At 74.4% G+C, this 25,464-nt stretch carries 23 protein-coding genes and 1 tRNA gene; 11 read left to right on the top strand and 13 right to left on the bottom strand.

The window, feature by feature from the left end:
* The first annotated feature begins 84 nt into the window (after positions 1-84).
* Positions 85-822, top strand: coding sequence for a TerD family protein (locus tag IF23_RS0123295; protein ID WP_030286764.1), 738 nt, complete (start codon positions 85-87; stop codon positions 820-822).
* Positions 823-901: 79 nt separating this feature from the next.
* Here the strand turns inward: IF23_RS0123295 and IF23_RS0123290 are convergent, their stop codons facing one another.
* A complete protein-coding gene (locus tag IF23_RS0123290) occupies positions 902-1,951 on the bottom strand; it encodes a TerD family protein (RefSeq protein WP_030286761.1) in 1,050 nt (349 codons plus the stop codon).
* Positions 1,952-2,146: 195 nt separating this feature from the next.
* Here IF23_RS0123290 and IF23_RS0123285 point away from each other — a divergent pair, with 195 nt between their 5' ends.
* The 3 genes from IF23_RS0123285 (at position 2,147) to IF23_RS0123275 (ending at position 6,809) form a co-directional block, all read left to right on the top strand.
* A complete protein-coding gene (locus tag IF23_RS0123285; RefSeq protein ID WP_030286759.1) occupies positions 2,147-3,319 on the top strand; it encodes an HpcH/HpaI aldolase/citrate lyase family protein in 1,173 nt (390 codons plus the stop codon).
* Between the two features lie 74 nt (positions 3,320-3,393).
* Positions 3,394-5,973, top strand: coding sequence for a phosphoribosyltransferase (locus IF23_RS0123280; protein ID WP_030286757.1), 2,580 nt, complete (start codon positions 3,394-3,396; stop codon positions 5,971-5,973).
* Positions 5,973-6,809, top strand: coding sequence for an HAD family hydrolase (locus IF23_RS0123275; RefSeq protein ID WP_037679380.1), 837 nt, complete (start codon positions 5,973-5,975; stop codon positions 6,807-6,809). Before IF23_RS0123280 ends, IF23_RS0123275 begins: the two co-directional genes overlap by 1 nt.
* 169 nt (positions 6,810-6,978) lie before the next feature.
* On the opposite strand, the gene IF23_RS0123270 is transcribed toward IF23_RS0123275, so the two are convergent.
* The 3 genes from IF23_RS0123270 to IF23_RS0123260 form a co-directional block, all read right to left on the bottom strand.
* The gene (locus IF23_RS0123270) at positions 6,979-7,191 is read right to left on the bottom strand and encodes an FmdB family zinc ribbon protein (RefSeq protein WP_030286753.1); all 213 of its coding nucleotides are present in this window, start codon (positions 7,189-7,191) and stop codon (positions 6,979-6,981) included.
* 113 nt (positions 7,192-7,304) lie between these two features.
* Positions 7,305-7,964, bottom strand: coding sequence for a DUF4383 domain-containing protein (locus tag IF23_RS0123265; RefSeq protein WP_078654193.1), 660 nt, complete (start codon positions 7,962-7,964; stop codon positions 7,305-7,307).
* A gap of 566 nt (positions 7,965-8,530) precedes the next feature.
* Complete coding sequence (locus IF23_RS0123260; RefSeq protein WP_037679378.1) at positions 8,531-9,904, bottom strand: coiled-coil domain-containing protein; 1,374 nt, start codon at positions 9,902-9,904, stop codon at positions 8,531-8,533.
* A gap of 142 nt (positions 9,905-10,046) precedes the next feature.
* On the opposite strand from IF23_RS0123260, the gene IF23_RS0123255 reads away from it, so the two are divergent.
* Positions 10,047-10,118, top strand: a tRNA-Val gene (locus IF23_RS0123255).
* Positions 10,119-10,302: 184 nt separating this feature from the next.
* A complete protein-coding gene (locus IF23_RS0123250; protein WP_157848068.1) occupies positions 10,303-10,572 on the top strand; it encodes a hypothetical protein in 270 nt (89 codons plus the stop codon).
* A 239-nt stretch (positions 10,573-10,811) separates the two neighbouring features.
* On the opposite strand, the gene IF23_RS0123245 is transcribed toward IF23_RS0123250, so the two are convergent.
* A complete protein-coding gene (locus IF23_RS0123245) occupies positions 10,812-11,123 on the bottom strand; it encodes a hypothetical protein (RefSeq protein ID WP_030286746.1) in 312 nt (103 codons plus the stop codon).
* 282 nt (positions 11,124-11,405) lie between these two features.
* On the opposite strand from IF23_RS0123245, the gene IF23_RS0123240 reads away from it, so the two are divergent.
* Together IF23_RS0123240 and IF23_RS0123235 are read left to right on the top strand one after the other, a co-directional pair.
* The gene (locus IF23_RS0123240; RefSeq protein WP_030286744.1) at positions 11,406-11,957 is read left to right on the top strand and encodes a DoxX family protein; all 552 of its coding nucleotides are present in this window, start codon (positions 11,406-11,408) and stop codon (positions 11,955-11,957) included.
* 34 nt (positions 11,958-11,991) lie between these two features.
* On the top strand, positions 11,992-12,492 hold the full coding sequence (locus tag IF23_RS0123235; protein ID WP_030286742.1) for a VOC family protein: 501 nt from the start codon (positions 11,992-11,994) through the stop codon (positions 12,490-12,492).
* A gap of 10 nt (positions 12,493-12,502) precedes the next feature.
* Here IF23_RS0123235 and IF23_RS0123230 read toward each other — a convergent pair whose 3' ends face one another.
* From IF23_RS0123230 to IF23_RS0123220, 3 genes are all read right to left on the bottom strand, one after another.
* Positions 12,503-13,345 carry an alpha/beta fold hydrolase gene (locus IF23_RS0123230; RefSeq protein WP_030286741.1) on the bottom strand — a complete coding sequence of 281 codons (843 nt, stop codon included), beginning with the start codon at positions 13,343-13,345 and terminating at the stop codon, positions 12,503-12,505.
* A 130-nt stretch (positions 13,346-13,475) separates the two neighbouring features.
* Positions 13,476-14,135, bottom strand: coding sequence for a nucleoside/nucleotide kinase family protein (locus IF23_RS0123225; RefSeq protein WP_030286740.1), 660 nt, complete (start codon positions 14,133-14,135; stop codon positions 13,476-13,478).
* Positions 14,136-14,188: 53 nt separating this feature from the next.
* Entirely contained in the window at positions 14,189-15,343 is a 1,155-nt protein-coding gene (locus tag IF23_RS0123220; RefSeq protein WP_030286739.1) for a methyltransferase, read from the bottom strand.
* Between the two features lie 441 nt (positions 15,344-15,784).
* Between IF23_RS0123220 and IF23_RS0123215 the strand changes: the two genes are divergently transcribed.
* Entirely contained in the window at positions 15,785-16,708 is a 924-nt protein-coding gene (locus IF23_RS0123215) for a universal stress protein (RefSeq protein ID WP_037679376.1), read from the top strand.
* A gap of 49 nt (positions 16,709-16,757) precedes the next feature.
* Here IF23_RS0123215 and IF23_RS0123210 read toward each other — a convergent pair whose 3' ends face one another.
* The 3 genes from IF23_RS0123210 to IF23_RS0123200 all read right to left on the bottom strand — a co-directional run bounded on the left by IF23_RS0123210 (position 16,758) and on the right by IF23_RS0123200 (position 19,175).
* On the bottom strand, positions 16,758-17,396 hold the full coding sequence (locus IF23_RS0123210) for a DedA family protein (RefSeq protein WP_030286737.1): 639 nt from the start codon (positions 17,394-17,396) through the stop codon (positions 16,758-16,760).
* Positions 17,397-17,650: 254 nt separating this feature from the next.
* A complete protein-coding gene (locus IF23_RS0123205; RefSeq protein ID WP_078654192.1) occupies positions 17,651-18,145 on the bottom strand; it encodes a DoxX family protein in 495 nt (164 codons plus the stop codon).
* Between the two features lie 385 nt (positions 18,146-18,530).
* Positions 18,531-19,175, bottom strand: a complete 645-nt coding sequence (locus tag IF23_RS0123200) for an HNH endonuclease family protein (RefSeq protein WP_030286733.1) — start codon at positions 19,173-19,175, stop codon at positions 18,531-18,533.
* 650 nt (positions 19,176-19,825) lie between these two features.
* On the opposite strand from IF23_RS0123200, the gene IF23_RS0123195 reads away from it, so the two are divergent.
* Positions 19,826-20,407: a TMEM165/GDT1 family protein gene (locus IF23_RS0123195; protein WP_030286731.1), complete on the top strand. Its 582-nt coding sequence runs from the start codon at positions 19,826-19,828 to the stop codon at positions 20,405-20,407.
* 66 nt (positions 20,408-20,473) lie between these two features.
* Here the strand turns inward: IF23_RS0123195 and IF23_RS0123190 are convergent, their stop codons facing one another.
* Both IF23_RS0123190 and IF23_RS31575 read right to left on the bottom strand, forming a co-directional pair.
* Positions 20,474-21,154: an HAD-IA family hydrolase gene (locus IF23_RS0123190; RefSeq protein ID WP_030286729.1), complete on the bottom strand. Its 681-nt coding sequence runs from the start codon at positions 21,152-21,154 to the stop codon at positions 20,474-20,476.
* 427 nt (positions 21,155-21,581) lie between these two features.
* Positions 21,582-22,562 carry a peptidoglycan-binding domain-containing protein gene (locus IF23_RS31575; protein WP_157848067.1) on the bottom strand — a complete coding sequence of 327 codons (981 nt, stop codon included), beginning with the start codon at positions 22,560-22,562 and terminating at the stop codon, positions 21,582-21,584.
* 678 nt (positions 22,563-23,240) lie between these two features.
* Here IF23_RS31575 and IF23_RS0123175 point away from each other — a divergent pair.
* On the top strand, positions 23,241-25,343 hold the full coding sequence (locus IF23_RS0123175; protein ID WP_030286726.1) for an MDR family MFS transporter: 2,103 nt from the start codon (positions 23,241-23,243) through the stop codon (positions 25,341-25,343).
* The last annotated feature ends 121 nt before the right edge of the window (positions 25,344-25,464 follow it).

Here is a 25,464-nt window from a genome sequence, read left to right as displayed (position 1 = left end):
TGAGGAACGCTCTCAGCGGGGCGGCCACGGGGTGCGGACCTCGGGCCGCCCCGTTGTCATCGGTCCGAGCAGTGGGGTGGGCAAGTGTCGTTCCTCGGGAACCTCTGGCGCGGCGGCGCGCCGGCGTTCGACAACGGCGGTGGGTCGTACGTCGTCGAGCTGACGAAGCGGAAACCGGTGGTCTCGCTCAGCAAACAGGGCGCGGACCACGGCCATATGCGGGTCAATCTGCACTGGCAGATGCGGACCACGGACCTGGGGGAGCGCAACAGCCGGAGCCTGCGCTCGCTGCTGCGGCATCCGGGCCGGATGTTCACGCCGGACATGGTGCAGTCGCAGGGCCCGGCGGTCGTCCAGATCGACCTCGACCTGGCCTGCATGTACGAGCTGAAGGACGGCACCAAGGGCGTGGTGCAGCCGCTCGGGGACTTCCTCGGCGAGCTGAACTCCCCGCCGTATGTGCAGCTCAGCGGCGACGACCGGTTCGGTTCGCCGTCCGGCGAGACGCTGTACATCAACATGGACCAGAGCGACGAGATCAAACGGCTGCTGATCTTCGTCTACATCTACGACGGCACCCCGGCGTTCGACCGTACGCACGCGGTGGTGACGCTCTACCCGACCACCGGGCCGCGGGTGCAGATCCGGCTCGACGAGCGGGCGCCGCAGGCCCGGTCCTGCGCGATCTTCACGCTGGAGAACGTCAAGGGCGAGCTGACGGTGCGCCGCGAGGTGAAGTACGTCTACGGCTTCCAGGCGGAGCTGGACCGGCTCTACGGCTGGGGGCTCCAGTGGGGCCGGGGCTACAAGTCGAAGGCGTGAGCCCGGGCCCGGTCGCCCGCCGTCCGCCGCGCCCCGGGGCGCGCCTGAACCGTGGGGCCCGCCCCGGGGCGCGGCGCCGTCAGCGTCGCTGGAACTGCGGCCCCTGGGGTGGCAGCACGAACGTCGGCTCCGGTGCGGCCGGTTGCTGCGGGTAGCCGTACGCCGGGGGCTGCTGGGGGTAGCCGTACGCGGGCTGTGGCGGGTACGGCTGCGGGCCGGGCTGCTGCGCGGGCGGCGGGCCCGGGTAGCCGTAGGCGGGCTGGGCCGGAGGCTGGGTGGGCGGCGGGGGGACGTGCTGGGGATAGCCGTAGCCGCCGGTCGCCGGGGAGCTCTGCGGCGGGGCGAGCGGGAAGGCGTCGGGGAGCGGGCCCGGCTCGGGGACGTGCTGGGTCGCGGCGTCCGGGTCGGACACCGGGTGGCCGCCGCCCGGTGCGGCGACCGGCGGGACGGCCGCCTCCTCGGGCCAGGCGGACGGCGGCGGGACCACCGGGGCGTCGGCGCCGCCCACCGCCGGGGGGCCGTCCGGGCGCGGGGGAGCGGCGGGCGGTGCCGGTGCGGCGGACGGCTCGGGGGAGTGGCCCTCGGCGTCCTCCTCGACCGAGATGCCGAACTCCGTGGCCAGTCCGAGCAGCCCGCTGTCGTACCCCTGACCCAGGGCGCGGAACTTCCAGCCGCCGCCGCGGCGGTACAGCTCGCCGCAGATCAGGGCCGTCTCGTCGCCGGTGTCGGGGGCGATGTCGAAGAGCAGCAGCGGTTCGCCGTCGCCGCCCGCCGCGTCGTAGAGCAGGACCCGCAGGTCCGGTACGCGGCCGAAGGTGCCGCCGTCGGCGGAGGCGGTGAGGACGACGCGGTCGACGGAGGCGTCGAGCGTGGTGAGGTCCGCCTCCAGGCTGTCGGTCAGGCTCTCGCCGACCGGGGTCTTGGCGAGGTGACGGACGCCGCAACCGGGGTGCTGCGGCTGGTTGTAGAAGATGAAGTCCGCGTCGGAGCGCACGCGTCCGTCGGGGCCTACCAGCAGCGCCGAGGCGTCGACGTCCGGGACGCCCGCGCCGGGTGTCCACCGCAGGACGGCGCGTACGGCCGTGGTGTCCACGGGTACGTTCGACCCTTTCAGCATGGCGTGCGTCATAGCGCAATCCTGCCTTCTGCGAGGCCGGGCGGACAACGCGGGGCCCTGACCGGCGGGTGCGCGGGGCGGGCGTACCGGGGCGATTTCCCGCCCGAGGGAACTTTCCGTCACCCCCCGCGCGTACGATTATCGGCTGGATCCAGAGGTCATGACGCAGCGGGTATGCCCGGTTCGCGCCTGTATACGGGGAGTTGTATGCGGCATTTTGGGCATCTTGGGCCCGACATCCGGAAGAAGTTGTTCCATCGGGAGCCGGTGGAGTTCACCGCCGCCTCGCCCGCCCGCACCCTCGCGACCGCGCTCGGCGCCACCCTCTACAGCCCCGCCACCCGGCCCCGGCTCGCCGACGACATCCGTAAACAGACCGGACGCGGCGTCGTCTCGATGGTCCTCTGCCTGGAGGACTCCATCAGCGACGCCGAGGTGGTGGCCGGGGAGGCCAACCTCGTCAGGCAGTTCGCCCTGCTCGACGAGGCGGCCGAGGAGGGCGCCGACCTCCCCCTCCTCTTCATCCGCGTCCGCACCCCCGAGCAGATAGCCGACCTCGCCCGGCGGATGGGGCCCGCGGTGCGCCGCCTCTCCGGCTTCGTGGTGCCGAAGTTCACCGCGGAGCGCGGCACCGCCTTCCTGGAGACGCTGCGCGCCACCGAGGACGCCTGCGGCCGGCGGCTCTACGCCATGCCGGTCCTGGAGTCCCCGCAACTGCTCCACCTGGAGAGCCGCCGCGCCACCCTCGCCGGGATCGCCACGACCGTCGACGCCCACCGCGACCGCGTCCTCGCCCTGCGCCTGGGCGTCACCGACTTCTGCTCCGCGTACGGACTGCGCCGCGCGCCCGACATGACCGCCTACGACGTCCAGATCGTCGCCTCCGTCATCGCCGACGTGGTCAACGTGCTGGGCCGGGCCGACGGCAGCGGCTTCACCGTGACCGGGCCGGTGTGGGAGTACTTCCGGCTGCACGAGCGGATGTTCAAACCGCAGCTGCGCCGCAGCCCGTTCCAGGGCCGCGCCGAGGAGCTGCGGACCGCGCTGATCGAGCACGACATGGACGGACTGCTGCGCGAGATCGAACTCGACCGCGCCAACGGTCTGCTGGGCAAGACCTGCATCCACCCCTCGCACGTCGCACCGGTGCACGCCCTCTCGGTCGTCAGCCACGAGGAGTTCAGCGACGCCGCCGACATCCTGCGGCCCGAGCGCGGCGACGGCGGCGTCCTGCGCTCGGCTTACACCAACAAGATGAACGAGGTGAAGCCGCACCGCGCCTGGGCGGAGCGCACCCTGCTGCGCGCCGAGGCGTTCGGGGTGGCCCGCGAGGGCGTCGGCTTCGTGGAACTGCTCACCGCGAGCGTGCCGCAGGACTGACCGTGGTGGACGGAACACACGACGGGCGGCGCGACCGCCCCCGCGGGCCCGGCACGGCGCCCGTACCCACAGAGATGTCGACGGAGGAGAAGAAACACGTGGTGTGGACGGGAGAGTGGGTCGCTCGGCGGCTCGGGGTCTCGCTCAGCGGCGGGGACCAGCTGCCCGGGCTGTTGGGGCTGGCGCTGCGGCGCAACCCCAAACGGGCCCATCTGCTCGTCTCGCATGTGCTCGGCAAGCATGTGCCGCAGCGGCCCGGTGTGGTGCACGGCGTCGGCGTGGGGCTCGGCCGCCGGGTCCGGGCGCTGCTCGGCGACGACGCGGCGTCCCGCGCGGTGGTCCTCGGGTACGCCGAGACCGCCACCGGACTCGGCCACTCCGTCGCCGACGGGCTGGGCCTCGCGCCGTATCTGCACTCCACCCGCCGCCCGGTCGCGGGCGTCGCCCCGGCCGGTGGCTTCGAGGAGGAGCACTCCCACGCCACCTCCCATCTGCTGCTGCCCGAGGACCCGGCGCTGCTCGCGGGCGACGGCCCGCTGGTCCTCGTCGACGACGAGTTCTCCACCGGCCGCACGGTCTTGAACACCATCAAGGCGCTGCACGCCCGCTTCCCCCGGCAGCGGTACGTCGTCGTCGCCCTCGTCGACATGCGCTCCGAGGGCGACCGCCGCCACCTGGAGAAGTTCGCCGCCGACCTGGGCGCCCGCGTCGACCTCCTGGCGCTCGCCGCCGGTGGCGTACGGCTCCCCGCCGATGTGCTGCGGCGCGGCCAGGAGCTGGTCGCCGCGTACGACGTCCCGGAGGAGGCGCCGCCCGCCACGGCGCGGAACGCCGCCGTCCGGGTCGAGCTGGCCTGGCCCGACGGCCTGCCGGACGGTGGCCGCCACGGCTTCACCCCCGCCCACCGCGCCCGGCTGGACGCGGCGCTGCCCGCCATGGCCGACCGGCTCCGCGACCACCTCACCGGCGCCCGCCGCGTCCTCGTCCTCGGCAACGAGGAGCTGATGTACGCCCCGCTCCGGCTGGCCCACGCCCTCGACGCCCGGCTCGCCGCCCCCGGCGGCTTCGGCGCGCTGGACGCCGAACGCGCCGCCGAGACCTGGGCCGCGGGCGGCGCCGACGACGGCGACGGCCCCGCGGTCTTCTTCTCCACCACCACCCGCTCCCCGGTCCTCGCCGTCGACGACCCCGGCTACGCCCTCCGCACCCGCCTCACCTTCCCCGCCCACGACGACCCGGCCGACGGGCCCGGCCCGCGCCACGCCTACAACGTCGCGCCCGGCGCCGACCCGGCCCGCCGCTTCGATGCGATCGTCGCCGTCGTCGACGCGCCCGGCGACACCCCCGAACTCCACGCCCCCGGCGGCCTGCTGGACCGCCTCGCCGCCCACACCGACCGGCTCCTCCTCGCCGTCGTCCCCGCCCACACCCCGCGGCCCGCCGAAGCGGCCGAGGGCACCGCACCGCACCGACAGGCCCCGACCGTGCCCCTCCCCGAACCGCTGCGCGGCCCCGCGTTCTCCTCGTACGCCCCCGAGGAGGTCGGCTGGCTGCTCCAGGACCTGTCCGCGGTGACGCTGGAGGCGCCGACCGAGGAGCGCGAGGAGGCCATCCAGCGCGGCGGCGCGCACTACGCGGAGTCGCTGCCCGTCGAGTACCAGCCCTCCGAGCGCTACCAGGAGCTGTTCCACACCGCGCTGGAGACCTCCGCCGCCCGGATCGCCCGCGCCGTCGGCGCCGTCACCGAGACCGTCCTCGCCGAACTCCCGCGCCGCCGCGGACGGCTGACGGGCCCGCCGCCGCGCCCGGTGCTGGTCTCGCTGGCCCGCGCCGGGACGCCCGTCGGCGTACTGATGCGCCGCTGGGCGCAGCACACGCACGGCCTGGACCTGCCGCACTACGCCGTCTCCATCGTCCGTGGCCGCGGCATCGACACCACCGCGCTGCGCTGGCTCGCCGCCCACCACGACCCGGCCGACGTCGTCTTCGTCGACGGCTGGACGGGCAAGGGCGCCATCACCCGCGAACTCACCGCCGCGCTCGCGGAGTTCCCCGGCTTCGACCCGCGCATCGCGGTCCTCGCCGACCCGGGCGGCTGCGTCGACACCTACGGCACCCGCGACGACTTCCTCATCCCGTCCGCCTGCCTCAACTCCACCGTCTCCGGCCTGATATCCCGCACCGTCCTCCGCGACGACCTGGTGGGCCCGGACGACTTCCACGGCGCGAAGTTCTACCGCGAACTGGCCGCCGCCGACCTCTCCGGCACCTTCCTCGACGCGGTCACCGCCCGCTTCGCCGAGGTCGCGGACGGCGTCACCGCCGACGCCGCCCGGCTGGCCGCCGAGGACCGCAGCCCCACCTGGGCCGGGTGGGCCGCCGTCGAGCGGATCAGCGAGGAGTACGGCATCGACGACATCAACCTCGTCAAGCCCGGCGTGGGGGAGACCACCCGGGTGCTGCTGCGCCGGGTCCCCTGGAAGATCCTCGCCCGCCGCGGCGCCGGACCCGACCTCGACCACGTACGCCTGCTCGCCGAGGAGCGCGGCGTCCCCGTCGAGGAGGTCGGCGAACTCCCCTACGCCTGCGTCGGGTTGATCCACCCGCGCTACACCCGCGGCGCGACCGGCGCCGACGGACGGGCGGTGGCCTGATGACGCACACCCTCGTCGCCAGCGATCTCGACCGCACCCTGATCTACTCGGCGGCGGCCATGGACCTCACCGTCCCGGACGCCGAGGCGCCCCGCCTGCTCTGCGTCGAGGTCTACGAAAGGCGGCCGCTCTCCTTCCTGACGGAGACCGCGGCGGCGCTCCTCACCGACCTGGCCGCCCGGGCGCTCTTCGTCCCGGCCACCACCCGCACCCGCGAGCAGTATCGGCGCATCCATCTGCCCGGCCCGCCGCCGCGCTTCGCGGTCTGCGCCAACGGCGGTCATCTGCTGGTGGACGGCGAGTCGGACCGCGACTGGCGGCGCACCGTCGCCGCCCGCCTCGCCGAGGGCTGCGCCCCGCTCGACGAGGTCCACGCCCATCTGCTCCGCGCCGCCGACCCCGCCTGGCTGCTGCGGGCGCGGACCGCCGAGGACCTCTTCAGCTATCTCGTCGTGGAGCGGTCGCTGCTGCCCGACGGCTGGATCGAGACGCTGACCGCCTGGGCGGACGCCCGCGGCTGGTCCGTCTCGCTCCAGGGCCGCAAGGTCTACGCGGTGCCGAAGCCGCTGACCAAGAGCGCGGCGGTCGCGGAGGTCCGCCGCCGCACCGGCGCCACCGAGGTCCTCGCGGCGGGGGACTCCCTCCTCGACGCCGATCTCCTCCTCGCCGCGGACCGCGCCTGGCGCCCCGGCCACGGCGAACTGGCCGCCACCGACTGGCACGCCCCGCAGGTCACCGCCGTGCCCGAACGCGGCGTCGCCGCGGGCGAACGCATCCTCCGCGCCTTCCACGAGGCGGTACGGGAAGGGGACGGCGCCCTGGGCACCCCGGTGTGACGGTGCGGACCGGCGCCGCGGGGCGGTTCCGGGCCGGTGGCATCGGAGCAGGTCAGCGGCAGATACGGTAGGAGGTGAAGACCTCCGGGCGTGGTGTGTTCCTGGACAGCTCCATCACACCGGGGGTCTTCTTCCGTACCCGCTCCCGGGGCGCCGTGACGCGCCGGGCTCAGCCGCAGCAGCCGCCCCCGCAGCAGCCACCGCCCCCGCCGCCGGAGGGCGCGGGCGCCGGGGCGGAACCGGCGACGGCGACGGTCGAGAGCAGCTTGACGGTGTCCTCGTGCCCGGCCGGACAGACGGCGGGCGCGGCGGACTCGGCCATCGGCCGGCTCAGCTCGAAGGTGGAACCACAGGGACGGCACCGGTACTCGTAACGAGGCATGGCGACAGATTACGGGCTCGTCGGCGGCGGTCCGCGGCCGTCCGCGGCGGCCGGGTCCGGCGCGGGACGCCGCCGGACACCTGCCCGGCGGCGTCGGTCGTCCGGCCCGGCGCTCAGACCCCGGCCCGCCCGGTGTCCGGCTCCTCGCCCTTGCGCAGCCGCTCCACCGCCGCCTGCCGGGCGGCCGTGGGGCCGGGGGCGGGCGTCGCCCGGTGCGCCGCCTCGGGGTGCCGGGCGCGCCAGTACGGGTTGTCGTGCGACAGTCCGCCGCTGACCCGCCCGTACATGCCGAAGATCACCAGCAGCAGGCCGACCACGAAGCTGAACAGCACGTTCTGGATCTTGAACGCGAGGAAGTTCGCGTCGGTCTGCAGCAGCGCCAGGTTCGCGAACCCGCTCAGCAGGAACAGCACCCCCAGCACGATGTTGAGCGTCGAGGCGAAGTTGCCGCCGATGATCATGCCGCCGAAGAGGATGGCGCCCACCACGATCGACAGCACGCTGAGCGCACCGTTGGTGTTCAACCCGGCGACCGTCGCGCCACCGGTGTCGAAGAACCCGATCCGGTCGAGCAGCCCGAGAATCCCGAACGCGACCAGGACCAGACCCATCAGCCCCGCGCCGACCCGGTAGACCTTGCTGAGCCGGTGGTCGATCGGCAGATGCTCGTCGAGTCGGGTGTGGCGCAGCTTGCCACCGCGGAACAGATTCGAGGGCCCGTGCAGACCGTGCGGTCCGACCCTCGTGGTCCCGGTGGCCCCGGTGGTAGCCATCTCCGGCCTCCCTCGCGCAGAACGTGCCGCCTGGGCTGTATCGCTTTCCAGCATCCGCCAGCCCTCCGGGTCACGCCAATGCACGACAACGGGCGACAGGACGGGTACCGGGAGGTAGGGGAGGGGGCGGCCGGGCGGCCAGCCGTCCGGCCTGGGCGAAGGCGGCCAGCCGTCCGGCCTGGGCGAAGGCGGCCAGCCGTCCGGCCTGGGCGAGGGGGCATGTCGGCCGGGGGACCACGGGGCGGGTCTCGCGGGGCGGGTGCTGGGCGCCGGGCACCGGGCACCGGCCGTGGGGCGGTGTGGGCGTGCGGCGGCGAGTGATGCGCCGGTGCCGGGGGCGGGCGGTGTGCCGTGGTCCGGCTTGGGCGGTACGTCGTCGCCGGGCCCGGGCAGTACGCCGATTCCGGGTCCGGGCAGTACGCCGTCGCCGGGCCCCGGAGGCATCCCGTCCCCTGGTCACCAGGGCCGCTGGCGGCCAGGGCCCCTCACCATCGGGCCCGGCGATGAGGCGGTTCGGCCGCCGCGGGTCCCGGAAGGCATGCCACCGGGCTTCCCGCAGCCGCCGCTCAGCCCCCGCCCCGCTCCTCGCGGATCTCGCGGACGACCCGGGCGGCGGTCTCGCGGACCGCCTCCGTCTCGGTCAGGAAGTGCCACCAGTCGGGGTGACGGCCCTCCAAGCCGTCGACCGCGCGGTCCAGCCGGGCGACCGCGTCGTCCAGCGGGCGCGCATGGCGCGGGTCGGGCGTGCTGCGGCCGGTCATCGCCAGCCGCTGGGCGTCGCGGACCGCGAACCGCGTCCGGTCGACCTCCTGCTGCCGGTCGAAGGAGACCGCGTCGAGCCGCTGCAACCGGTCACCCGCCGCCGACACCGCCTCGTTCGTGGTGTCCAGCAACGCCCGGACCGTCGCCAACCGGCTCGTCGCGTCCGCCCACCGCTGCTCGTCCCGCGCCTGCTGGGCCTCGCGCAGCTCCGTCTCCGCCTGCGCCACGGAATCCGCCGCCTGCTCGGGGACGCGCTGGAGGTCCTGCCAGCACGCCGCGCTGTACCGCCGCCGCAACTCGCTCAGCACCGGATCGACCTGCCCGGCACGCGTCGAGATCGCCTGCGCGCGGGTACGCAGCGACACCAGCCGCTTGTCGATCTCCGCCGCCCGCTCCGGCAGCTGCTCGGCCTCCGCCCGCAGCGCCTCCGCCTGACGCAGCACCTCGTCGGCCCGCCGGATCGTCTCCTGTACGCCGTGCCGCCCCGCGCCCTCGTTGAGCTTGGTCAGCTCCGGCGCGAGCCCCGCCAGCCGGGCCGCCAGCTCGTCGGCCTTCAGCCCCTTGGCGCGTACGGCGTCCAGCGCGTTGCTCGCCGCGAGCAGCGCCTGCCGGGCCCGCTCCACGGCGGGCGCCAGCCGCGCCAGCTGCGTCTCCGCGGCCGCCAGCAGCGGACCCAGCCCCTGCCCGAAACGGTCCAGATCCGCCTTGGTGCGCTCCAGCTCCTCCCTGGCCCGCGTCAGATCGGCCCGCGCCCGCCCGGCGGCCGCACCGTCCAGATCGTCGCGGTCCAGGTCATGGGCGTCGACGGCGGTGATGTACCCCTGGCTGACCTCGTCGATCCGCCGGATGAACCCTTGATAATCCTCGGCCGCCCGACGCGCCCGCGGCGAGTTGTCGACCGCGGTGATCGTCTCGATCGAGATCCGCAGATCCCGCTGCGCGGTGTCCAGCTCGTAGAACGCCGCCGCGGCCGCGTCCTTCGCCGCCTGCGCCTCGGCCCGCTGCCCGTCCCCGCGCCCGAACCACCGCCGCGTACCGCCCCCGGCGAACGCCGCCGGAACCACCGCGACCAGCAACGGCAACGGCAGCAACACCAACGCCACCGCCTCCCGCAACGGCCCCCCACGGGCCCGACGGCGTGCTCGCTGCTCGTACGGCTGCGTGTCTGTCGCCGTCACATCCCTCTCCCGATCGGATCGCCCCGGAACCGGCTGCCATTCTCCCACCCGGGAGAAACGAACACACCGACCGGTAAGTTCGCGAGAACCCCACTGGCTTGCAGTTCGGCCCGTACGGCAAGGTAGTCTGTCGCCTCGACCAGGGCGCATAGCTCAGCGGTAGAGCGCTGCTCTTACAAAGCAGATGTCGGCGGTTCGAATCCGTCTGTGCCCACCGGTCCGAAGGCCCCTCGCCGATTGTGGCGGGGGTCTTCGGTGTTCAGGGGGCTCGGCTTCCAGGGGGCGGGCTCTGGAGTGTGTCTGAAGAGGGTTGGGATGTCAGTCGCGGGGAGTGACGGGGGGCGGGTGTGATGCGGGGGAAGTGGGGTGGCGGTGCCTTCGGGCGGTGTGCCGTGCGGGTGGCGCGGAGGGTGCTGCCGTACGGGAAGGACGGGCGGCGGGCCTCGATCTGGTCGTGGGATGCCCGTGGGCTCTTCTTCGTCCTGCTCGGCGGGCCGGGCATGATCGGGAACGCGGTGGTGCCCGGGTTGGGCTGGGTGTGGTGGCAGCGCGTGCTCTTCGGGCTCGGTGGTGTGTTCTTCGCCGTGATCGCCGTTCTGACCTTGATCGGCGGGTGGGGGCTGTTGTCCCGGAAGGAGTGGGCCGCTGAGGTGCGGCCGACTGACTGACTGCCTCCCGGGCCGGACTGCCTCCCGGGCCGGACTGCCTCCCGGGCCGGACTGCCTCCCGGGCCGGACTGTCTCTCGGGCCCGACCGCCTCTCGGTCGGAGGTTCTTCGCAGAGGTTTGCAGAGGATGTTCGGCGCGCCCCTTCGCGGTCGTCGAGCCGACGGTCATGGGTGCCGCACTGCATCCACCGGTTCAGGCGGGCTGTGCACCTTGCCTTCTGGAGCGGTTGCTCAGCGGGTTCACCGGGTCCACACCCGCTGGAACTCCTCAGCCGGTATGGCCTCCACCGGGTCGGCTTCGAGGTCGATCGGTTGGTCCGTGAGGAAGCCGTGGTCGTCCTCCAGGTGCTGCCAGTCGTAGCGGTGGAGTTGGCCGGTGGGAGTCAGTTCGGCCTGCTTGATGACGACCAACTCGCCCCGGTCGTGGACGGCTTCGAAGTGCCAGAGGCCGCCGTCCTCGTCGGCGTGGCGGAAGTGGTGGCGCGCGGTGGCGTGTTCGTCGAGTGCGCGGTAGTACGCGACGGTCTCCGCGGTGCGTGTCAGGTCAGCCATGGGGGCATCGTGTCAGTGGGTGCAGCCGGGGTGGCCGGGGGCGCCGGTCCGACGGGCTGAGGGCGGCACCGGCGGCATCGGCGGCGCCGGGCGTCGGCGGGCCCAGGGAGCTTCCCCGCTGCCGACCGCCCCCCCCGCCCACATGCGCAGGGGCCCGATCGCCCGCCCGCCCCGTTACGCCGGATCGTTTGTCGCCGCAGGCCCCGCTGTGTATCGTCGGAGGGGATGGCTTGAAGTTTCAAGTAAATCTTTCCGTGTCCCCGTCCGAAAGAGCGGATCGTCATGACCACCCCCCTCGGAACCGTCCCCACGGCGCGCGCCGGTGCGCCGGAACACCCCGACTCGTCCCCGCACGGCTACGCCGCGGGCCTGCTCGTGCTGCGGCTGGTCATCGGGTTGACGATGGCCGCGCACGGGGCGCAGAAGCTGTTCGGCTGGTTCGACGGACCGGGGCTGGACGGCACCGGGCAGTTCTTCACGATGAGCGGCTACCCGGCCGGGCACACCATGGCCGTGGTCGCGGGGCTCAGCGAGGTGCTGGGCGGGCTCGGGCTGGTCGTCGGGTTGTGCACGCCGCTGGCCGCCGCCGCCGTCGTCGGGACGATGATCAACGCGCTGGCCGTCAAGTGGGGCGGCGGTTTCTTCGCGCCCAAGGGCGTCGAGTACGAGCTGCTGCTGACCTTCGGCGCGGCCGCCCTCGCGCTGACCGGGCCCGGGCGCTACGCCCTCGACCGCTGGGTCCCCGTGCTCCGCGCGCACCGGCTGCGGTACGGCGCCCTCGCCCTGATCCTGGGTGTGGTGCTCGCCGGGATCGTGCTGCTGGTGCGCAACTGACGTGGCCGCCGGTGCGGAGAGGAAGGTGGGTCCGGTGTCGGTGCGCAGGCTGAACCATGCGGTGCTGTACGTACGGGACGTCGCGGTGTCCGTGGCGTTCTACCGGGAGGCGCTGGGGCTCACGCCGGTCGAGGAGGTGCCCGGCCGGGTGGCGTTCCTCCGGGCGGCGGACTCCCTGAACGACCACGATCTGGGGCTGTTCGCCATCGGCGCGGACGCACCGGGGCCCGAGGCGGGGCGGGTCGGGCTGTACCACCTGGCCTGGGAGGTCGGCACGCTCCGGGAGCTGGTCGCCGCCCGGGAGCTGCTGGCCGCGCGCGGTGCGCTGGTCGGCGAGAGCGATCACCTGGTGTCGAAGTCGCTGTACGCCAAGGACCCGGACGGCAACGAGTTCGAGGTCATGTGGCGGGTGCCCCGCGAGGACTGGCCGGGTCCGGACGAACCGGACCGGCTGCGCCCGCTCGACCTCGCCGCCGCGCTGGCCCGCTGGGGGCCGGACCGGGAGACGGGCGCGGGCGCCGGTCAGGCCACCTAGCCGCGCCCGCTCAGCGGTGCAGGGACAGGAGGAAGCTGTGGAGGGCGTGGTCGAAGTGGGCCACGTTCTCCAGGTTGACCATGTGTCCGGCGCCGGGTATCCGCACCCGCTGCGCGCCCGGCACCGCGAGGGTGACCGCGTGGGCGTTGGCGGAGATGTCGCGGCTGTCGAGGTCGCCGTCGAGGACGAGGGTGGGGACGCGCAGCTCGCCGAGGCGCTCGGCGGCACCCGCCTCCAGCGGCATCCCGGTGCCCTCGGCGTGCACCTCGACATTGGCCTCGGCGGCGGCGCGCAGCCGCTCGCGCAGCCCGGGGTGGACCGCTTCCGGCGCCCGGTGCGGGCCGTCCACCCAGGCCCGCAGGAAGTGTTCGACGTACCGCTCGACGCCGTCCTCCTCACCGCTCGCGGCGGCCTGTTCCCGCAGGTGGCCGAGGAGGAACGGGTCGGTGAAGGGGCGTCCGCTGACGCCCGGTGAGGCGAGGACCAGCGCCGCGACCCGCTCCGGGTGGACCAGCGCCGCATCGAGGGCCACCCGGGAACCGTGCGAGAGGCCGACCAGGACGGCGCGCTCCACCGCGAGCGCGTCGAGCAGCGCCCGCAGATCGTCGTGGTGGGCGAAGTCGCCGGTCGCCGTCGAGGAGAGGCCGTGGCCCCGCAGGTCGTACCGGATCACGCGGTGGCCGGAGTTGACGAGCCAGATGAACTGCTCGTCCCACATGCGCTGGTCGAGCAGCGCGCCGTGCAGCAGCACCACGGCGGGGCCGGTACCGGCGGCTTCGTAGAACAGCTCGCCGTCGTCGATCGGCACCGTGCCGTTCTCGACGTCGCTCCATGCGCTGATGCCCTGGATCATGCTCCGTCCGTCCTTCGTGAACCGTGTCGTACGAGGTGGGGCGCGGGCCGTGCGTCCGCTCCCTCCGGGGCAACGTCCGGATCGTCCGCCGAGTGCCGGATTCTCCCGACCGGTGGCCGGACCGCCGGGGTCAGCCGTCGCCGGACGGGCGCGGCGCGGCGTCGGGGGCGAACGCCACGACGAGGTCGGCGCGGGCGCGACCGGCCGCCACCAGACGGGCGTTGGCCTCGTCCGAGGTGTGGACGAAGTGCTCCGCCGCCTCGCGCGCGGTGCCGAACCGCTCATGACGCGCGATCAGCCGCCGTACCCGCTCCGCACCGGCCAGGTCGACGTACCAGACCTCGTCCAGCAGCGCGCGGACGCGCCGCCACGGGGGCGTGTCCAGGAGGAGGTAGTTGCCCTCGGTGATGACGAGCGGGACCTCCGGCGGCACCGGGAGCGCACCGGCCACGGGGTCCTCGATGCGGCGGTCGAACTCCGGGGCGTAGACCACCGATCCGGGGACGGGGTGGCGCAGCCGCTCCAGCAGGGCGGTGTAGCCGTCCGGGTCGAAGGTGTCCGGGGCGCCCTTGCGGCCCAGCCGGTCCAGGCGGCGCAGTTCGGCGGTGGCGAGGTGGAACCCGTCCATCGGGACCAGCGCCGCCCGCCCGTCCAGCCGGTCCACCAGCTGGGCGGCGAGCGTGGACTTCCCGGCGCCGGGCGGGCCCGCGATGCCGAGCAGCCGCCGGTGGCCGGGCGTCGCGGTGGCGGCGAGCCGACGGGCGCGCGTCAGGAGGTGCTGAGGATCCATGGTGGGTCCCATGGTGCCCGAGGGGCCCGGCCCGGCTCACCCCCGGGGCACGCTCACTCCCCGTCGGTCCGCGCCTTCAGCCGCCACAGCGAGGTGACCTCCGCCGACCGCGCCGCGTGCAGCGGATCGGCGGCGTCGCGCGCCCGGGGGTGGCGCGGGGCGATGTCATGGCGGTCGACGACGGTCAGTCCGGCCGCACCGAACGCCGACAGCAACTCCTCGCGCGGGCGCAGGCCGAGATGTTCCGCCAGGTCGGAGAGGATCAGCCAGCCCTCGCCGTCCGGCGTCAGATGGTCCGCCAGACCGCCGAGGAAGCCGCGCAGCATCCGGCTGCCCGGGTCGTACACGGCGTACTCGACCGGGGCGGACGGCTTCGCGGGGACCCAGGGCGGGTTGCAGACCACCAGCGGGGCGCGCCCCTCGGGGAAGAGATCGGCCTCGACGATCTCCACGCGGTCCGCGACACCCAGCCGCGCGGTGTTCTCCCGGGCGCAGGCGAGCGCGCGCGGGTCCTGGTCGGTGGCGACGACCCGGCGCACACCCCGGCGGGCGAGCACCGTGGCGAGGACGCCCGTACCGGTGCCGATGTCGAAGGCCAGCCCCGAGGAGGGCAGCGGCGCCTCGGCGACCAGGTCGACGTACTCGCCGCGGGCCGGGGAGAAGACGCCGTAGTGCGGGTGGATGCGGTCGCCGCCCAGCGCCGGGATCTCGACGCCCTTGCGGCGCCACTCGTACGCCCCGACGAGGCCGAGGAGTTCCCGCAGCGAGACGACGGAGGTCGCGGGCGCGGCGGACTCCGGGGGCACCCCGTACGCCTGGGCGCACGCCGCGCGGACGTCGGGCGCGCGGGGCAGCGGCACCGCCAGCTCCGCGTCGAGGGGGACGAGCAGCATGCCCAGGATGCGGGCGCGCTGGTTCTGCGCCGCGCGGTGGCGGTGGAAGGCGAGCGCGGGATCGGTGGGCGGCGCCTTGCGCGGGCGGCGGTCGATCCGGCGGGCCAACGCGGTCAGCATCTGCCGGGCGTTGTGGAAGTCGCCGCGCCACAGGAGCGCGGTGCCCTCGCAGACCAGCTTGTAGGCGGCGTCCGCCTTCATCCGGTCGTCCGCGACCGCGATGCGCCGGGGCGGCGGCGCGCCGCTCTCGGAGCGCCATGCGGCGGTACGGGCCTCGTCGGCCTCGGTCCATGCGACGACCGGCGGAGCGTTCACCTGAATGTGCCTCGTGTGGATGGTGCGGACCCCGGTCGGCCACCGCGGGGCGGGGCTCCGTCCGGGGGCGCCGGGCCGCCCTCGGCGTGCGCGGGCACGGGGGCGGAGCGGCGGGACGGATGACGGCCGACTCTACCCGGTGCCGTCGGGCCGTACCGGTGCCCGCGGTGCGTCGTGCGAGGTCCGGGCCCCGGGGCGGCAGGGAAGGGACCTTCGTCCCGTGCCGTGCGGCGGTCACCGGGGCAGGATGAGAACAGCGGTAAAGGGGCGAAGGGCGTGGGAGGTGTTCAACCATCGCAGGGCGGGCTTTTCCGTATGGACGGGCCGCCGGGGAGCGGGCTTCCCGGGGCGGGCCGCGCGCGGTGCCGGACACCGCTCTCCCGCCCGGCGTTCGACGGGCTCCCGCCCGTGAGAGAACCCCACAGATCCAAGGAGAGTCGCATGGAGGGCAACCTTCCGGTCATCGTCGCGGTGGACGGATCCGTCGACAGCGAGCGGGCGCTGCGCTGGGGCAGGGAGGCGGCGCGGTTGCAGGCGGCGCCGCTGCACGTGGTCCACGTCTGGCCGTACGCGACGGCCGAGCGGGCCGCCGCCGGGCAGGCGGGCGGTGACCCGGTCCTGGCGCGGCTGCGCGACGAGTGGGAGGCGGCGGAGGGGGAGCCGGACCCGGTGTTCCGCAGCATCGGCGGACTGCCCGACAGCGCGCTGCCCGCCCTGGGGGCCGAGGCCCGGATGCTGGTGCTCGGCTCGCGCGGACGCGGCGGTTTCGCCAGCCTGCTGCTCGGCTCCAACGGCCTCGCCGTCGCGGGTCAGGCGGCCTGCCCGGTCGTCATCGTGCCCCGCCCGGACCGCGGCGGCGGACGGCGGGCGGACGGCGAACGCCTCGGCCTCGGCACACCGCAGATCACCCTCGGCGTGGACGCGGAGGAGGACGAACCCGGCGCGATCGGCTTCGCCTTCGCCGAGGCGAGCCGCCGCGGCGCCCGGCTCCGCGTCATCTCCGGCTACACCTGGCCGCTCCTGATGCCCCCCGCCTTCGAGTACCTCGCCGCCTACGAGGCCACCCAGCAGGAGTACGAGGACGCCCTCGCCGACCAGCTGACGAAGGTGCTCGACCCGTACCGCCGCCACCACCCGGAGGTCGAGGTGGAGGTGGAGCTGCGCGGCGCCGATGCGGCGGGGATGCTGGTGGACGCCTCGCTGGAGAGCGATCTGGTGGTCGTCGCCCGCCACCGGCGCCGGTTGCCGCTCGGGCGGCGGCTCGGTTCGGTGGCGCACGCGGTGCTGCTGCACGCCCTCTGCCCGATCGCCGTCGTACCGGGCCAGACCACGGCCGCCACGGGGGAGGCGGAGCCCGGCGCGTGACGGGTCGCCGAGGGGTGTCCGCCGTGGCGGATGCCCCTCGGGCCGGTGGTCAGGCGGAGGCGCGGCGCTCCGGGCGGCGCATCAGGAACGCCGCCGCCGACCCGGCGAGGACGAGGGCGCAGACGGAGAGCACGGTGCTCATCCAGGAGGCGCCCAGCCACTGCCCGCCGAAGTAGCCGAGGCTGACGCTGTACCCGGCCCAGGCCAGACCCGCCAGCGCGGACCAGGGCAGGAACTCGCGGACCGTACGGTGGGCCACCCCGGCGCCCAGGCTGACCACCGAACGTCCGGCGGGCGCGAAGCGGGCGAGGACGACGATGGCGCCGCCGCCCCGGGTGAGGGCGGTGCCCAGGCGCTGCTGGGCGGCGGTCAGTCGGCGGGAGCGGCCGATCGCGCGGTCGAAGCGGTCGCCGCCGCGCCAGGCGAGCCGGTAGGCGACCATGTCGCCGAAGACGGAGGCGGTCGCGGCGCAGAGCACCAGCCCGAACAGCTCCAGCAGCGGGGTGCCGCCGTCGACGGTGGCACCGACCGCGCCCGCGGCGGTACGGGTGCCCGCCGCCGCGGTGGCCGCGGCGATCACCAGGACGCCGCTGGGCAGGAACGGGACGAAGACGTCGAGCACGATCGAGAGGCTCACCAGGGCGTACACCCAGGGGGTGCCGCTGACAGGCCCCAGGCTTTCCAACAACGTGCCACTCCCGGTCCGAACCCCGCCGCGACGTCGCATGGGGCGGCAGGGGCGGCACTACGGCTATACAGCGTACGCCTGGGATGCGGCGGCTTTTGTCCCAGGGGGACAGATGTTGTTCGTTTCACGTTCGCCCGGGGGATTCGGTCCCGTTGCGCCCGTACGGCACGGCGCCTCCCGGGGGGCGTCCCGGAAGGCGCCGTGCGGAACGGGCCGGGGAGCGCGGTCCGTGAGCGGACGGCCCGCGCCCCGGGTCAGACCGTCACCCTCGGGGCGTCCGTCCGCGGCGCGCGGTCGCCGAAGAGGAGGCGGTCGAGCGACCAGGCGCCGGGGCCCAGGAAGAGGATCAGCAGGAACGCCCAGCAGAACATCGCGGACGGCTCGCCGCCGTTCTGTATCGGCCACAGGGCGCTGCCCTGGTGGACGGAGAAGTAGGCGTACGCCATCGAGCCGGAGCTGACGAAGGCGGCGGCGCGGGTGCCGAGGCCCAGCAGGACCAGGAGGCCACCGGCGAACTGGATGACGGCGGCGTACCAGCCGGGCCAGGAGCCCGCCGGGACGGTCGCGCCCTGACCCATCGCGCCGCCGAGCACGCCGAAGAGCGAGGCCGCCCCGTGGCAGGCGAAGAGCAGCCCGACGACGATCCGGAAGAGCGCGAGGACGTGCGGGGTGTACCGCGTGGTCAGCGGTGTCGACGCGGTATCGGTGCCGGTATGGCGAAGGGTGAGGGGATTGAGCGGAGCGGACATGTGGGGACTCCTACGGTTTCGGAGGGGACGTGCAACCGATGGAGGCATAGGTTAGGCATGCCTAATAGTGCTTGCAACTTCAATCTCTAACCGAAGGTCACTCTGGCCGAATTGATTGGTCTGAACCAATCATCCGCGCGGGGCCGGACGCGTCAACGGTCCCGACATCAGCAAATCCGCACACCGGCCATCAGCGGGCGCCCTGTGTCCCCGACTGCCCCCGTATGTCCCGGCGCCCCGCACCGGGGCGCGGCCCCCGCACCGGATTCCGGACACACGGAAGCCCGCCTCCCGGAGCGGGCTCCGGGAGGCGGGCGGCGATCGAGGGGGTGTCCGGATGTCGGTCGGGGCGCCGGTGCGCCGGGCCGACGGATCTCCGGCGGCGTCAGCAGCCGCTGAGGATCTCCTTCAGCTTGGCCTTCTCCGCCGAGTCCGCGGTCAGCTCGTACGTGTGCTTCACCCACACCCACATCCGCGCGTACTCGCAGCGGTACGAGGTCTTCGGCGGCAGCCAGTTGGCCGGGTCCTTGTCGCCCTTGGTCCGGTTGGAGGTGGCGCTGACCGCGACGAGCTGGGAGTGGGTCAGGTCGTTGGCGAAGTCCTGACGGTGCGCCGTCGTCCACGCGGAGGCGCCCGACTTCCACGCCTCGGAGAGCGGCACGACGTGGTCGATGTCGAAGCTGGACGCGTCCGTCGTCTTGATGTCGTCGTACGGCGAGACCCAGGTGCCGCTGACCGCCGCGCACTTGTCGTCCGTCTTGACGTCGGTGCCGTCGCGCTTGAGCACCACCTCGCGGGTGTTGCAGGCGCCCTCCTGGGTGATCCAGTGCGGGAACTTGTCGCGGCTGTAGCCGTCGGACGAACCCTCGGGCTGCTCCTTGATCTCGGAGAGGTAGGTGCGGGCGGTGGCCGCGCTCGGCGGGCTCGGCGGCGCCGCCTCGGCGGTGGTGCCGGTCAGCGCCACCGTGCCGACGAGCGCGAGGACGGTGCCCGCGGCGACCGTCAGGCGACGCGCGTAGACCTTTGGCATCGGAACTCCCTTGGCGTGGGGGGAAGTTGGAGTCGGATGGGCCCATGCTGGCGGCCTGGGGTGGCCGGCGGACGGGCGCCAGGTAACAGAGTGACGACATGTTCACGTCACTTCAAGGGCTTGACGCGGAGCCATGTGCGTGTCGAGGCAAGGGAGTTGGACCGCACCGGCGCACGCGCCCCTTCTCGGGCGCGCGCACCGGCGCTGGTCAGCGGTGGTCCGGGGGTTCGCGGTGGGGTCCGCCGTCCGCCGGTCGTCGGTTCTCGCCGCTCCCGGCCGTGGCCGGTGTGACTGGTGTGTCCGGCGGTACGTGTGTGCCGTGATCGCCGCGGGTGCCGTATCGGCCCGGGCGCGGCGGTTCCGGCCGGTGGCGGTGGGGGCCACGGAGGTCCGTGATCACGGTGGGGTTCGCGTGGGGCCGGGGTGACCCCGTACCCTTGGCCGGAGCAGAAGGGGAGTAGCTCTTCGCCGGACCGTCGACATACTGCCCGCCCTCGTGGCGGGCCGGCGCCCGGAGGCTCGTGACCGTCGGATCCCGGCGCCCGCGGGCCAGCGAGACCTTCGGCCGCAGTGTCCTGACGCTGCCGTGCCGAAGCGACCCCGGATACGGGCCCCTCGGCGCGGCCCGATCGAACGAGGTGTCCCACCCCGTGTTCAGCCTTACCGTCGCCGCCGTCGTCTTCGGCGTCATCTTCCTGGCGGAGCTGCCCGACAAGACCGCCCTGGCCGGTCTCATGCTCGGCACCCGCTACCGCGCCTCGTACGTCTTCGTCGGCGTCGCCGCGGCGTTCCTCGTCCATGTGGCGCTGGCCATCGCGGCGGGCAGTGTGCTGACGCTGCTGCCGCACCGCCTCGTCCAGGGCGTGGTCGGCGTGCTCTTCCTGGCGGGCGCCGTCGTCCTGATCTTCAAGAAGGACGACGGCGAGGAAGAGGTGAAGAAGCCCGCCGACCAGAGCTTCTGGAAGGTCTCCGGGGCGGGCTTCATGATGATCCTGGTCGCGGAGTTCGGCGATCTCACGCAGATCATGACCGCCAACCTCGCGGCGCGCTACGACGACCCGATCTCCGTCGGCGTCGGCGCCGTACTGGGTCTGTGGGCCGTCGCGGGCCTGGGCATCCTGGGCGGTCGCACGCTGATGAAGCACGTACCGCTGAAGCTGATCACCAAGGTGGCGGCGGGTGTGATGCTGCTGCTGGCCGGGTTCAGCCTCTACGAGGCGATCACCGGCTGAGCCGCCACCGGGTGGCGGCCGGAAACGGCGCCACCCGGTGGGGCAGGGGGCGAGGCCCCGGAGCGGTCAGGCCCCGGCGGCGTCCTGCCCGGGGAAGTGCAGCGCGAGGCCGCCGTCCGGCAGCGCCTCGACGCGGATGCCGGTCAGGTCGCGGACGTGCACCGTCGGCCCGAAGGCCGCGGCCCGGTCGCCCACGCCGACGACCCGCATCCCGGCCGCGCGCCCCGCCTCGATACCGGCTTCGGAGTCCTCGAAGACCACGCACTCCTCGGGCGCGTACCCCAGCTCCGCGGCGCCCTTCAGGAACCCTTCCGGGTCGGGCTTGCTGGCGCCGACGCTCTCCGCGGTGATCCGCACGGCGGGCATCGGCAGCCCGGCGGCGTCCATCCGGGCGTCGGCGAGGGCGCGGTCCGCGGAGGTCACCAGGGCGTGCGGCAGCCCGGCGAGGGCGGCCATGAAGGCGGGCGCGCCGGGGACCGGCACCACACCGTCGGTGTCGGCGGTCTCCTGCGCCAGCATCCGCCGGTTGTCCGCGAGGTTCTCCGTCATCGGGCGGTCCGGGAGGAGGGCGGCCATGGTGGCCCAGCCCTGACGGCCGTGCACCACCCGCAGCACGTCCGCGGCGTTCAGCCCCTGCTCGTCGGCCCAGCGGAGCCAGCAGCGCTCGACGACGGCCTCGGAGTTCACGAGGGTGCTGTCCATGTCCAGCAGCACGGCGCGGGTGGTGAGCGTGGTGGTGGCCGTCATCAGCGGGCTCCTGGGCGCTACGAGGAGTGCGGAGGACGCCGTCAGGCGGGGTCGCTGCGCGCCCGGTGCCGCGGGGGAGAGGTCAAGCGGCTCCGCCCGCCGGTCAGGGAGTGCGGGCGGAACCACTTTGTTCCTACACGATACAAAGCGCGTCGGGGTGCGGACAACCGGCCCCCGCGGAACGTTCGCGGGCCCGCGCGTGAACGCCGTGTGCACGCCCGGATCCGCGCCGCCCCGGCCCCCGGCCCGGACCCCCGGTGACGGTGGCCTCGCGCCCGTCCTGCCTGCTCCGCGCGTACGCCCGGGGCGCCCGCGCGTCACCCGTGCGCCCCCTCGCCGCCCGGTCCGGATGTGCCCGATGTCACGGCACGGGGCGGGCCGCGAGGGCGTGCGGACCCGCCCCGGGTGGCGCTCCGGAGCGGGCCCCCTACGGGCCGTACGTATGGGACTCCAGGGAGGCGCGGGTGGCGGGTCCGTAGACGCCGCGGGGGTCGTCCGGGACGCCGTACCGCGCCTGGTAGCGGGCCACCGCGTCCCGCAGGCCCGCGCCGTAGTAGCCGTCGACCGGTGCGGTGAAGATCCGCAACTCGCGCAGCCGCAGCTGGAGTTCGGTCACCCGGCGGCCGGTGGTGCCCTCACGGAGGGTGACCGGGGCGGGCGGGGTGGCGGTGGCGTGGGCCGGGGGGCGCGGGTGCCAGGCGCCGGGGGTGGAGACGGCCGCGTCCGGGAGCGGGCCGGGGGAGGCGGCGCGGGCGGTGGAGCGCGACGGCGGCAGCACGTCCGCCGGGACCCGGTCGTCGTCGCGGGCGGTGTCCTCGGCCGCCGGGACGGCCGTGTCGTCGGCGGGCGGGGTGGCCCGGTCGCGGCGGTCGGCGAACGGTTCGCCGCCGAGCAGCCCGGCGGTCACCGCCACCGCGGTACCGGCCATGGCCAGGACGGTCGGGACGGCGCGTTTCCCCGAGCGCGCGCCGGGGGGCGCGGGCGCCTCGGCACCGGGCTCCGGACACCGCACCGTCCGCGAGGTCGGCCCCGCGGTGCCCGACCGGGCCCGGTGCGCCGCCCCGGCGCGTGCCACCGGGCGGACACCCCGCAGCCCGCGCAGATCCGGCAGGACGGCGAGCGGCGGGCGGGCGGTCCCGGGGAGCGTGATCCCGGGCGGGGTGGTCCCGGGCGGCGCGGTCCCGGCGGGTGCCCCAGGGGGCCGCCTGCCGACGGTGTCCGGCGCGGGTGGCGGGGCGGCGGGCGGGAACGCCGGGGCGGGCGCCGCTTCCTCGGGGTCGGCCAGCCTCACGTACGGCCGTAACCGCAGCGGCTCGAAGTCGTCCGGGGCGGACACGGCGCACAGGCATGCCGGTCGTCCGCCACCGCTCTCCGGCGCCAGGCAGTACGGGCACCTCGCAGACGTCACAGCGGTACCTCCCGCGGTGCCCGGAACTCCCGACGTGCGCGCGGCGGCCCCGGAGCGGCCCGCTGCCCCCGCCTCCGGGCGTACGGCGGAGCCGCGCGGACGTGCCCCGGCCCGCGGTGGCGCCGCGGGCGTTCGGCCGCTGCGATTATGCGCCCCCGCACCGGCGCGCGCAGGTACTCCGGCACATCCAGGGGGCGTACGGCGGACGGCGGCCGGATGGCCGCACGGGGCGGGCCCGGCGCGCGGTGCCCGGACGGGGCGCGCGGGGGCGCACCGCCCGGACGCCGTGGCGCGGCCCTCCCCGGGCGGCCCGCCGACCGGCGGCGTTGCCGCGCTCGGCGGGCCGTATCCGGACATTGCGACCAGGATGGAGGGACGGCCGCCCGCCGTGGACGGCCGTTCCCGGTGACCGGGCCCGCCTGATCGCGGCCGCTCGCCGGGGTCGGCGCACCTGGTGCCGCGACGGCGCGAGGACGCGGGAGCGAGGAGGCCACGGGAACGAGGAGGCCGGGAGAGCGGGAATCCGGCCGACCGCCACCGGGCGACCCGGCCGACCGGGCCACCCGGATACCGGGAAGGCCCGGTGACCGGGAGCCGTGGGAGCCGCGGCGCCCGGAGATCAGTGATCCGGAGGCCAGGGATCCGGTGGCCGGAAGTCCGGAAGAGGGGAAGACGCTCATGGCGCAGGACACCGGGGAAGGGGCCCCCGCGGGGCCCACCGGGGGACCGGCGGGGCCCGTCGGGACCGGGGACCGGCGGACGGTTCTCGTGGCGATCGGCGCGCTGCTGCTCGGCATGTTGATCGCCGCACTCGACCAGACCATCGTCGCCACCGCGCTGCCCACGATCGTCAGCGACCTCGGCGGGCTCGACCACCTCTCCTGGGTGGTCACCGCCTACCTCCTGGCGTCGACGGCGGCGACCCCGCTGTGGGGCAAGCTCGGTGACCAGTACGGCCGCAAGAAGCTCTTCCAGACCGCCATCGTGATCTTCCTGATCGGCTCGGTGCTCTGCGGTCTCGCCCGCAACATGGGGGAGCTGATCGGCTTCCGGGCGCTCCAGGGGCTGGGCGGCGGCGGGCTGATCGTGCTGTCCATGGCGATCGTCGGGGACCTCGTACCGCCCCGGGAACGCGGGAAGTACCAGGGGCTCTTCGGGGCGGTGTTCGGCGCCACCAGCGTGCTCGGGCCGCTGCTCGGCGGGGTGTTCGTGGACCATCTCAGCTGGCGCTGGGTCTTCTACATCAATGTGCCGATCGGCGCGATCGCGCTGGCCGTCATCGCCGCCGTGCTGCACATCCCGGTCCGCCGCACCCCCCACCGCATCGACTATCAGGGAACCTTCCTGATCGCCGCGGTCGCCGCCTGCTTCGTGCTGATGACCTCGCTCGGCGGCGTCAGCTACCCCTGGGGCTCCTGGCAGATCATCGGGCTCGCCGTCCTCGGGGTCGTCCTGCTGGCTGCGTTCGTCGCGGTGGAGCGGCGGGCCGCCGAACCGGTGCTGCCGCTGCGCCTGTTCCGGCTGCGGACCTTCGCGCTGACCTCCGTCATCGGCTTCGTCATCGGCTTCGCGATGTTCGGCTCGATGACGTATCTGCCCACGTTCCTCCAGGTCGTCCAGGGTGTGACACCCACCATGTCCGGTGTGCACATGCTGCCGATGGTCCTCGGCATGCTGCTGTCGTCGACCGCGTCCGGACAGATCGTCAGCCGCACCGGCCGCTACAAGTTCTTCCCGGTGGCCGGGACCGCTGTCACCGCCGTCGGGCTGCTCCTGCTGCACCGGCTCGACCCGGCCAGCGGTGTCGGGGTGATGAGCCTGTACTTCTTCGTCTTCGGCTTCGGGCTCGGCCTGGTCATGCAGGTGCTGGTGCTGATCGTGCAGAACGCCGTCGACTACCGGGACCTGGGCGTCGCCACCTCCGGCGCGACCTTCTTCCGCTCCATCGGCGCGTCCTTCGGCGTCTCCATCTTCGGCACGATCTTCGCGGGCAAGCTCGGCCCCCGGATCGCCGACGCCGTCGCGGGCCGCCCGCTGCCCCCGGGCATCTCCCCGGCCACCATCGCCCAGGACCCGCGGGTCGCGGGCCAGTTGCCGCCCGCGCTGCGCTCCGGGGTCCTCGACGCCTACTCCGTGTCGATCACCGATGTCTTCCTCTACGCGGTGCCCGTCGTCCTCGTCGCCTTCGTTCTGGCATGGTTCCTGAAGGAAGAGCCGCTGCGCTCCAGCGTCACCGCGCCGGACACCACCGAGGTGCTCTCCTCCAACCCCGTCGAACGGTCCTCGTACGAGGAGTGCGCCCGGGCCCTGTCCCGCCTCGGCAGCCTGGAGGGGCGTAAACGGGTCTACGAGAAGATCACCGAGCGGGCCGGGCTCGATCTGAAACCGGCGGCGAGTTGGATGCTGCTGCGCATCCAGCACCACGGCTCGGTGGAACCGGCCCTCCTCGCCGAACGCACCACCGTGCCGCTCGGCGTGATCTCCGAGGCCACCCGGCAGGTCGAGGAGCGCGGTCTCGCCGTACGCGAGGGCCTCGACCTGCGGCTCACCGACACCGGGCAGGTCGTCGCGGAGCGGTTGGCGGAGGCCCGGCGGGAGTCGCTGGCACGGATGCTCGGCGACTGGTGGACCAAGGACCGGCCGACCGATCTGACCGAGCTGGTACGCGAGCTGACCTCCGAACTCTGCGGCTCGGACGCCGAGGAACCCCACAACGGCGACGCCCGTCGCACCCTGCCCCGCACCGGCTCGGCACCACGGCCCCCGGATCTGGCGAAGTGAGAACGGGAGGGGCGATCCCGGGGCCCTCCGGGGAAGCGTTCGGAAGGTGGCGTCCCGGGGGAGCGTTCGGAAGGTGACGCCCCTGGGGACAGGCGGGAAAGGGCCCTCCCCGGGGACGGAC

Origin of the sequence: Streptomyces catenulae, from assembly GCF_000718015.1 — a bacterium.
Lineage (GTDB): Bacteria > Actinomycetota > Actinomycetes > Streptomycetales > Streptomycetaceae > Streptomyces > Streptomyces catenulae.
This window is presented reverse-complemented; position numbering and strand designations above follow the sequence as displayed.